Here is a 9,183-nt window from a genome sequence, read left to right as displayed (position 1 = left end):
AGGTGCTGGTCGCATCGCGGCCGCCCTTGGCCAGCACCGGCACGTTTTTGTAGAGCTTGCTCACAAACTCGGCCGCCTGCGCATCGGTGCCGCCCTTCTTGCGCACCGAGCCCCAGGCGCCCAGGTAGGCGTAGCGCCCATTGCCGCCGGTTTTGGGGTTGACCACGATCACTTGAACGCCAGGCTTGATCAGGTCATCCCAGTCCTTGATGCCCTTGGGGTTGCCATTGCGCACCAGGAACAGCATGGTCGACGTGGTGGGTGAGGCATTGCCGGGGAAGCGCTTGGCCCAGTCCTTGGCGACGACGCCTTTTTCAGCCAGAAAGTCGACGTCGGTCGAGGTGTTCATGGTCACCACGTCGGCGTCCAGGCCGTCCGCCACGGAGCGCGCAACGGCGCTGGAGCCGGCGTGCGACTGGTCAATCTTCACGTCCTTGCCGGTGGTTTTTTTGTAATGGGCAACAAAGGCGGCGTTGTAGTCTTTATAAAACTCGCGCGCCACGTCGTAAGAGCCGTTGAGCAGGGTCTGGGCGGAGGCCATGCCGCCGGTGGCCAGTGCGAGGGAAGCCAGCGCGATTTTGATTTTCGATTTCATACGGTTTCCAGGGATCCAAAAGAAGAAGCAGAAGAAGCAGAGGAAGAAAGATGGAGGCTGGAGGCCGTCAGCGGCGCATCACCGGCCAGCGACTGCAGCAGCGCCATGCCCAGTGGCCATTCGCCGTGGCCCGATTCGACGTTGATATGCCCGGCGTCCTGCATGCGCACGAACTCGCTGCCCCAGGCCCGGGCATAGGCGCCGGCCAGGCGCACCGGGCAGAACGGGTCGTTGCTGCTGGCGACCAGCACGCTGCGGTAGGGCAGCTTCTGGTACGGCACGGGCGCGAAGTCGCTCAGAACGGCGCGGCGCTCGGGGTCTGCCGGGGCCACCAGCAAGGCGCCCTGGATGCGCGCCACCGCGTCAGGCGGCAAATGCGTGGTGGCAATGCAGCCCAGGCTGTGGGCCACGATCACCACCGGCTCGTTTTGCAGCACGATGGTGCGGGCAATCGACGCCACCCAGGCCTTGCGGGCCGGGGTGATCCAGTCGTCCTGCTGCACACGCACAGCCCCTTCCAGGCGCTCCGCCCACAGGGTTTGCCAGTGACCGGGGCCGGAATCGCGCCAACCGGGAACGATGATGATGCGCACCTTGCCTGAACCAGTCTGTAGCGATTACTTGTTAGGCTGCGGCGTGATGCGCAGATAAGGACGCACGGCCTTGTAGCCCTTGGGAAAGCGCTGGGCAATCTCGGCCGGGTCCTGCAGGCTGGGGATGATCACCACGTCGTCGCCGTCTTTCCAGTTGACGGGCGTCGCCACCTTGTGGCTGTCGGTCAGCTGCAACGAGTCGATGACGCGCAGGATTTCGTCGAAGTTGCGGCCCGTGCTGGCCGGGTAGGTGAAGGTGGTGCGAATCACCTTTTTCGGATCGATGATGAACACGCTGCGCACAGTGGCGTTGGTCAGCGCGTTGGGGTGAATCATGTCGTAAAGATTAGCGACGGTCTTGTCGGCGTCGGCCAGAATCGGGAAATTGACTATGGTGTTCTGGGTCTCGTTGATGTCGTTGACCCATTTGCCGTGCGACTCGAGCGGGTCCACGCTGATGGCGATCGGCTTGACGCCGCGCTTGGCAAACTCGCCGCTCAGGGCTGCGGTTTTGCCCAGTTCGGTGGTGCACACCGGCGTGAAGTCGGCCGGGTGAGAGAACAGAACCACCCATGAGTTGCCGGCCCATTCGTGAAACGAGATCGGGCCTGCCGTGGAGTCCTGGGTGAAATCGGGGGCGGTATCGCCGAGCCTGAGAGTTGCCATGGTCTGCTCCTTTTCAATTGCTAGAGGAAAAAGCATTGTGGGGAGCAAACGTTAAAACTCAAAAGAATATATAGCTCTTAATTTATCTAATTAATTGAATATGAAAGCAAGCGGCCTCCAAGCACGAGCTCTACTCCACACCTTGCTCAAAACTTGAATGGACATCCCGGCCACCCGCCACTGAACTGGCAGGCAAGGCCAAATCGCTATGTTTTTGATAGCTATGTGTGCCTGTACTTATTGGGCAGAAGCCCGGTTTGGCGTAGAAAAGCGACGCTCAACCGCCAGGCTTGCGCAGCGTTCAGGTCAGGACTTTCCTTTCGCCAGCCGTTCGCCCTGCATATGTTCGCCCATGAAGTCAAGGAAGCTGCGCACCGCCGGCACCTGCCCGCGACGCGAGGGAAACACAGCATGGGCCACGCCCGGCTTGGGCGCCCAACCGGGCAGCACGGGCACCAGCAACTGGGCCTGTTGCTCCGCGGCGCTGAGTGAATCGGGCAAAAAGCTTATGCCCGCACCGGCCAGCACCGCCAGCTTCAGCGTCTGCAAGTCGTCGGCCACGTAGCGCGGCTGGTGCTGCAGCACAAACTCCCGCCCCTCGGGCCCTATGAGAGTCCAGGATGAGCGGCCGTCAACCCACGACATGGCCACGGTGTCCAGCCGCGCCAGGTCTTCAGGCTTTTCGGGCGTGCCTTGACGCGCCAGCAGCGCCGGGCTCGCCAGCAGATGGCCGGCGCTTGAGCCCAGGTTTTTGACGATCAGGCTGCCGCTGTCGTCCAGCGTGGGCCGCACCCGCAGCGCAATGTCTATGCCCTCTTCCACCAGGTCCACCACCCGGTTGGTCACCCGCATGTCGATCTTCACATGCGGGTGGAGCGCCAGGAAACGCGGCACAAGGTAACCCAGCGTGCTTTGCGCCAAGGTCACCGGGCAGGTGATGCGCAGCGTGCCGCGCGGCTCCACCTGCATCTGCGCCACCGCCTCTGCGGCGGCCAGGGCTTCGTCGCGCATGGCGCTGCAGTGGCGCAGATAAATTTCGCCCACTTCCGTCAGCGAGAGTTTGCGCGTGGTGCGCTGCAAAAGGCGCACGCCCAGCCGCGCTTCCAACTCGGCCACCCGGCGCGACAGGCGCGATTTGGGCAGGCCCAGCGAGCGCCCGGCGGCGGCAAAACCGCCCCGCTCCACTACCTCGGCGAAGTACAGCATGTCATTGAGGTCTTGCATTCGGGCGCTCCATTTTCATTAATTGTCCTACAAGTAGAACAATCTATCGCGGTTTTGCCAACTTATCAAGAACTCGATTCATCCACACAATCTATCCCATGGCTGCGATTCATTGTGAACACGGCCAAACCACCTGATTCACCACTTAAGGAATTCATCATGAGCAAGCTTCTTCACATCGACTCCAGCATTCTTGGCGGCAATTCGGTTTCCCGCCAGCTCACGGCGCAGATCGTCGCCTCCTGGCGCGCCAGCCACCCCACCACTGAAGTCAACTACCTCGACCTGGCTGCGGACACCCCCAGCCATTTGTCGGCCGACTCCCTGGGCTTTCGCGCGCCGGCCGGTGCGACCCAGTCGGAGGTGCAACAACGCGAAAACGCCATTTCCGAAGCCCTGGTGTCGCAGTTTCTGGCGGCCGATGTAATCGTGGTCGGCGCCCCGCTCTATAACTTCGCCATTCCCAGCCAGCTCAAGGCCTGGATTGACCGCGTGGCACAGGCCGGCCGCACCTTCAAGTACACCGAAAAAGGCCCCGTGGGCCTGGCCGGCGGCAAGACCGTGATCGTTGCGTCTGCCCGTGGCGGTGTTTATTCCACTAGCGCAGCAGCCAGCGCCATGGAGCACCAGGAAAGCTATCTGCAGACCGTCTTCGGCTTTTTCGGCATCACCGATGTGCGTTTTGTGCGCGCCGAAGGCCTGGGCATGGGTGAAGCTGCCAAAGCTGCAGCCCTGAGCTCGGCAGAGCTTGAAATCACCGCACAAACCCGGACTGCGGCCAACCAGCCACAGGCTGCTGTCGCCGCCTGACATATTCAAGCGCCAACAAAAAAGCCCGCAAATGCGGGCTTTTTCTTTGGCTTGTGTATGGACCGGAGACATGGATGGAGGGAAACGGCAGCCCATGATGCAAAGCGCCATGAAAGCGTGCCCGGCATTGGGTGATTGCTGTCGAATCCATCCGCCAACGAATCACCCGCTCAGAACCCCGCCAGCACCGAACCCTTGAACTCGGTTTGTACAAACCTGCGGATTTCTTCGGAGTGGTAGGCCTTGACCAGCTTGGCCACCCAGGGCTTGGCTTTGTCCTGCTCGCGCACGGCCAGCAGGTTCACATAAGGTGACTTGGCCGACTCCTGTGCAATCGCGTCCTTGGCGGGGTTCAGGCCGGCGGACAAGGCGTAGTTGGTGTTGATGGCCGATGCATCCAGGTCGTCCAGCGAACGCGGCAGTTGCGCGGCGTCCAGCTCCACAAACTTGATCTTCCTGGCGTTCTCGATCACGTCCAGCGGCGTGGCCTTCAAGCCGGCTTCGGGCTTGAGCTTGATCAGGCCCTGGTCCTGCAGCACCAGCAGCACGCGGCCGCCATTGGTCGGGTCATTCGGGATGCCAAAGCGTGCGCCTTCCTTCAGGTCTTTCAGGCTCTTGACTTTTTTGGAGTAAATGCCGATCGGAAAGTTGACGGTATAGCCGACCGGCACGATTTTGTAGCCGCGGTCCTTGACCTGCTGGTCCAGGAAGGGCTTGTGCTGGTAGCTGTTGCCATCCAGGTCGCCGGCGGCCAGCGCGGCATTGGGCTGGATGTAGTCGCTGAATTCGACGATCTGGATTTTCAGGCCGTCTTTTTCGGCGATCTTTTTGACCTGCTCAAAAATCTGCGCGTGCGGGCCGGCCGTGACTCCGATTTTCAGCGGCTTGTCTTGCGCCAGCACGGCACTGGAGAACGACGTGGCCAGCGCGAGTGCAATGGCGAATTGAATGAGGGTGCGTTTTTTCATGGTGTTTCCTTTGGATGATTAAAAATTGTTGTGTCTTGCTCCCTCTCCCCCTGGGAGAGGGTTGGGGTGAGGGCTCGCGGCTTTGGCGCAGTGGCAGCAGATCGACCGCCGCCGGCCCTCACCCCTGCCCTCTCCCAGAGGGAGAGGGAGGAACTTGACCATTCATCAACATCGCCACACAGGGCGTTGATTGAGGCATCGATGAAGGTGCGCACTCATTTGTGGCTCAGCCGCCGCACGGCCCAGTCACCCAGACTTTGCACCGCCTGCACAAACAAAATCAGCACCAGCACCACGGCCAGCATCACTTCCGGCAAGAAGCGCTGGTAACCGTAGCGAATGCCCAGGTCGCCCAGCCCGCCGCCGCCAATGGCGCCGGCCATGGCCGAATAACCGGTCAGGCTGACAAAGGTAATCGTCAGGCCCGCCACGATGCCGGGCAGCGCCTCGGGCAGCAGCACCTTCAGCACAATCTGCCGCGTGGTCGCGCCCATGGCCAGGGCCGCTTCGATCAGGCCGTGGTCGACCTCGCGCAAGGACGTTTCCACCAGCCGCGCGATGAAGGGCGCAGCCGCAATCGTGAGCGGCACCACGGCCGCTGCCGTGCCTATGGACGAACCGGTGAGAAAGCGCGTCAGCGGAATGATGGCCACCAGCAGGATGATGAAGGGCGTGGAACGCACGGCATTGACGATGCCGCCCACCACACGGTTCATGCCGGCGTTTTGCAGCACGCCGCCCTCGTCCGTGAGCCGCAAAAACACGCCCAGCGGAATGCCGATCAGCGCCCCCACCAGGCCCGAAATGCCGACCATCACGATGGTCTCCCACAGCGAGCTGACAAACAGCTCCAGCAGGGCTTGCGAAAAATTACTGAACATGACTGAGCTCCAAAGTTGATGCGCTGTGGACTTGATCGACATGCACCCCGGCGCCGCGCAAATGCGCCACCGCGGCGTTGAGCTGCTCACGCGCCCCGCGCGCAAACACCGCCAACGTGCCAAACGGCTTGCCCTGGATCTCATCGACCTGGCCATGCACAATGGAGAGGTCAATGCCGTACAGGCGAATCACGCTGGAGAGCAAAGGCCGGTCCGACTCGTCACCCGCAAACGCCAGGCGCAGCAACTGACCTTCCTCGGGGTGCTCGGCACTCATCAGCGTGCGAATGCGCGCCAGCACGCTTTCGGGCAGCTCCTGCGGCACGATCTCGGCAATCAGGCTGCGCGTGGTGTCATGTTGGGGCCGGGTGAAGACATCAATCACCGGACCGCTTTCGACAATGCGCCCGGCGTCAATCACCGCCACACGGTCCGCCACCTGCTTGATCACCTGCATCTGGTGCGTGATCAGCACAATCGTCAGCCCAAACTCCTTGTTGATCTGCTTGAGCAGGCCGAGGATGGAACGCGTGGTTTCAGGGTCCAGCGCCGAGGTGGCTTCGTCAGACAACAGCACCTTGGGCCGGTTCGCCAGCGCCCGCGCAATGCCCACCCGCTGCTTTTGCCCGCCACTGATCTGGGCCGGGTAGCGATCACGCAGCGCCGACAGACCCACCAGGTCCAGCAGCGGCTCCACGCGTGCCTTGATGTCGTGAGGGGAAAGGCCCGCAATCTCCAACGGCAAAGCCACGTTGTCATACACCGTGCGCGATGAGAGCAGGTTGAAATGCTGAAAGATGATGCCGATGTCACGCCGCGCCACCCGCAGCGCATCGCCATCGAGCGACGTCAGCTCACGGCCACCCACCAGCACTTGCCCCGCCGTGGGCCGGTTCAGCAGATTGATGACACGCACCAGCGAGCTTTTGCCCGCACCGCTGCGGCCAATGATGCCGAACACCTCGCCTGGCTGGATATGAAGATCGACGCCCCTCAGCGCCTCGACCGGACCCGTGGGACCCTTGTAAGTTTGAAAAACACGCTTGAGATCGATCATGAAAACCTGTGATGCCCTCTCGTTTCTTGTGGAAACGTGTTTGGCTATTTTTTGAACAGGTAGGGAATTTAAGAGCGTTTAGTCAAAACTCAAAATAATATTAAATAGATTGAATAGACGTTTAAGTAGTTACTCTCGGAGGCGTGTTGCTGCATCAACTGTGATGGGCCCTGATCAGGAGACTGCAGGCGACAAACCCGCAGGCCGGCTTTCTGCAAACTCCGGCAGGTACACCGCCAGTTCGTCGAAGTTGACCACGATCCAGGGGCACACCCAGTGGCGCACCCAGCGAGCCATCGCAATTCTCGGATCGCCCATCCGAAGGCTGCCTGCAAACCGCGCGTTTTTGAATGAGTGCGCCACATACCGCTCCACCAGCGGTGTGGCCTCATCGGCGATCCAGTCCAGAAACACCGGTGGCATCTTGAGGCAACTCGCTTTCACAAGATCGCTCACCAGGTCGTCCAGCGCGGCAATGGCGATGAGGGAGGCTTCTTTGGCGGAAAGGGGGCGAGAGCGAATCATGGTGGCGCGAGGGACGGGTGCAAGAAGATGAGGAGGAACGATCTTGCACGGGCAAAATGACACCTTGATGTCGTTGGCTCGGCAGACGCCTTGTTTGAGGCGCCGTCCTCGACTCTTTCATGGCTGCAAGCCTCGGGCTTAAACTTGCGGGTTCAGGCGGCAATGTATCGCCCTTCACTTTCTTGAGCCCCTGTTCATGCCATCTTCTTCACTGGGCCTATCGCCTACACCCTGGCCCGCAGTTTTGCCCGCCCTTTTGCGCGCCCTTGCCGAAAAAGGCTACGCCGCGCCCACCGCCATTCAAGCGGCAGCCATTCCGGCAATCTTGCAGGGCCACGACGTGGTGGCTTCGGCCCAAACGGGCTCTGGTAAAACAGTCGCGTTCTCGCTGCCCATGCTGCAGCAGCTGGCAGCGGCGCCCGCCACAGCGCCACGGCGCACCCGTGGTTTGATTTTGGTGCCCACGCGCGAACTGGCGGCCCAGGTGGGTGAATCCATCGTCAGCCTGGCCAAATACCTGCCGCATCGGGTGAAGGTGGCGGTGGTGTTTGGCGGTGTGTCCATCAATCCGCAAATGATGAACCTGCGCGGCGGCGCCGACATTGTGGTGGCCACGCCGGGCCGCCTGCTGGACCTGATCGAGCACAACGCGCTGAGTATTGCGGCAGTGAGCACGCTGGTGCTGGACGAAGCAGACCGCCTGCTGGACCTGGGCTTCGGAGATGAACTGGCACGCATCCTGGGGCTGCTGGCGCCGCGGCGGCAAAACCTGTTTTTCTCGGCCACGTTTGCGCCTGTGGTTGAGGCGCTGGCCGAAAGCATGTTGCACAACCCGGCGCGCATTGAAGTGCAGGCGACGCCAGAGACCAAGCCGGGCATCGCGCAGCGCGCCATTGCGGTGGACGCCGGACGGCGAACCCAATTGCTGCGCCATCTGGTGCAAAGCGAGCGCTGGAGCCGCGTGCTGGCATTCGTGGCGACCAAGCACGCCGCCGAAGTCGTGGCCCACAAGCTGCGCAAATGCGGCATCGAGGCGGAGCCCTTTCACGGCGAGCTGAGCCAGGGCAAGCGCAAGCAGGTGTTGCAGGATTTCAAGGCAAGAGCCTTGCAGGTGGTGGTGGCCACCGATGTCGCCGCCCGGGGCATCGACATTGTGCACTTGCCTGTGGTGGTGAACTACGACCTGCCGCGCTCAGCCGTCGACTACACGCACCGCATCGGCCGCACGGGCCGCGCGGGCGAAAGCGGCCTTGCCGTCAGTTTTGTGAGTGCGGGCACCGAGGCGCAGTTCCGCCTCATCGAAAAACGCCAGCACCTGAGCGTGCCGCGCGAACAGATTGCGGGGTTTGAGCCGGTTGAACCCGCGGTGCAAACTGCAACAGGTACCCCTTCATCGAACGGCGGCATCAAAGGCAAACGCCCGAGCAAGAAAGACAAGCTGCGCGAAGCGGTGGCACGCGGGCAATCGCCACAGCAAGAAAAGTAAGCGGCAAAGGTAAGCAGCGAGGTGCCGGGCAAGCAGAGCCGCAGCTATTGGACTTGCGCTTCGCTGCCAGCGTCACGCGGCCCAGCAGTCCGGTGGCCGTGCTTGGTCACGATCTCGACATAAAACTGCTCGCCACCCTCTTTGGCAACCGTGTCGATCAAGCCCATGAGGGTTGCGAAGTGAACCACCGTGGCAGTGGCTTCGCTGCTGCCAAACTTGCAATCAAAGTCCCAATAGTCAACGCCTGCGGGCAAGGCGCGGCTGCGTTCCCGTTTGACGTACCTGCGAATGTCGTGCTTGCTGGCGTCCAGCAAGCGGTCGCGGTTTTTTCCTTCGATATTCAGTTGGTACGTTTTTCTCATGGGTGTCCCTGGCGTG

General features: G+C 61.6%; 11 protein-coding genes. 2 read left to right on the top strand and 9 right to left on the bottom strand.

Translation table 11 applies throughout. From position 1 onward, the window contains the following. The 4 genes from V6M61_RS11275 to V6M61_RS11260 form a co-directional block, all read right to left on the bottom strand. The coding region (locus tag V6M61_RS11275) for a sulfate ABC transporter substrate-binding protein (RefSeq protein ID WP_332776670.1) at window positions 1-595 on the bottom strand (595 nt) is incomplete at its 3' end. Next, window positions 592-1,188, bottom strand: coding sequence for an RBBP9/YdeN family alpha/beta hydrolase (locus V6M61_RS11270; RefSeq protein ID WP_332776669.1), 597 nt, complete (start codon window positions 1,186-1,188; stop codon window positions 592-594). The genes V6M61_RS11275 and V6M61_RS11270, both read right to left, overlap by 4 nt. Window positions 1,189-1,212: 24 nt before the next feature. Next, window positions 1,213-1,854: a peroxiredoxin gene (locus tag V6M61_RS11265; RefSeq protein ID WP_332776668.1), complete on the bottom strand. Its 642-nt coding sequence runs from the start codon at window positions 1,852-1,854 to the stop codon at window positions 1,213-1,215. 306 nt (window positions 1,855-2,160) lie between these two features. Continuing rightward, window positions 2,161-3,078: a LysR family transcriptional regulator gene (locus tag V6M61_RS11260; protein ID WP_332776667.1), complete on the bottom strand. Its 918-nt coding sequence runs from the start codon at window positions 3,076-3,078 to the stop codon at window positions 2,161-2,163. Window positions 3,079-3,237: 159 nt separating this feature from the next. Between V6M61_RS11260 and V6M61_RS11255 the strand changes: the two genes are divergently transcribed. Further along, window positions 3,238-3,888, top strand: a complete 651-nt coding sequence (locus V6M61_RS11255) for an FMN-dependent NADH-azoreductase (protein WP_332776666.1) — start codon at window positions 3,238-3,240, stop codon at window positions 3,886-3,888. Between the two features lie 170 nt (window positions 3,889-4,058). On the opposite strand, the gene V6M61_RS11250 is transcribed toward V6M61_RS11255, so the two are convergent. The 4 genes from V6M61_RS11250 to V6M61_RS11235 all read right to left on the bottom strand — a co-directional run bounded on the left by V6M61_RS11250 (window position 4,059) and on the right by V6M61_RS11235 (window position 7,319). After that, on the bottom strand, window positions 4,059-4,856 hold the full coding sequence (locus tag V6M61_RS11250) for a MetQ/NlpA family ABC transporter substrate-binding protein (protein ID WP_332776665.1): 798 nt from the start codon (window positions 4,854-4,856) through the stop codon (window positions 4,059-4,061). A gap of 215 nt (window positions 4,857-5,071) precedes the next feature. Further along, window positions 5,072-5,737, bottom strand: coding sequence for a methionine ABC transporter permease (locus V6M61_RS11245; RefSeq protein ID WP_332776664.1), 666 nt, complete (start codon window positions 5,735-5,737; stop codon window positions 5,072-5,074). Beyond that, entirely contained in the window at window positions 5,727-6,794 is a 1,068-nt protein-coding gene (locus tag V6M61_RS11240; protein ID WP_332776663.1) for a methionine ABC transporter ATP-binding protein, read from the bottom strand. Before V6M61_RS11240 ends, V6M61_RS11245 begins: the two co-directional genes overlap by 11 nt. 174 nt (window positions 6,795-6,968) lie before the next feature. After that, complete coding sequence (locus V6M61_RS11235; RefSeq protein WP_332776662.1) at window positions 6,969-7,319, bottom strand: hypothetical protein; 351 nt, start codon at window positions 7,317-7,319, stop codon at window positions 6,969-6,971. 196 nt (window positions 7,320-7,515) lie between these two features. On the opposite strand from V6M61_RS11235, the gene V6M61_RS11230 reads away from it, so the two are divergent. Beyond that, entirely contained in the window at window positions 7,516-8,805 is a 1,290-nt protein-coding gene (locus tag V6M61_RS11230) for a DEAD/DEAH box helicase (RefSeq protein WP_332776661.1), read from the top strand. A gap of 44 nt (window positions 8,806-8,849) precedes the next feature. Here V6M61_RS11230 and V6M61_RS11225 read toward each other — a convergent pair whose 3' ends face one another. Further along, window positions 8,850-9,167: a DUF6172 family protein gene (locus tag V6M61_RS11225; RefSeq protein ID WP_332776660.1), complete on the bottom strand. Its 318-nt coding sequence runs from the start codon at window positions 9,165-9,167 to the stop codon at window positions 8,850-8,852. Window positions 9,168-9,183: the final 16 nt, after the last annotated feature.

This window comes from Polaromonas sp., assembly GCF_036676035.1.
Lineage (GTDB): Bacteria > Pseudomonadota > Gammaproteobacteria > Burkholderiales > Burkholderiaceae_C > Polaromonas.
Note: the sequence above shows the minus strand (reverse complement) of the source record. Positions and strands in the feature narration are given on the sequence as shown.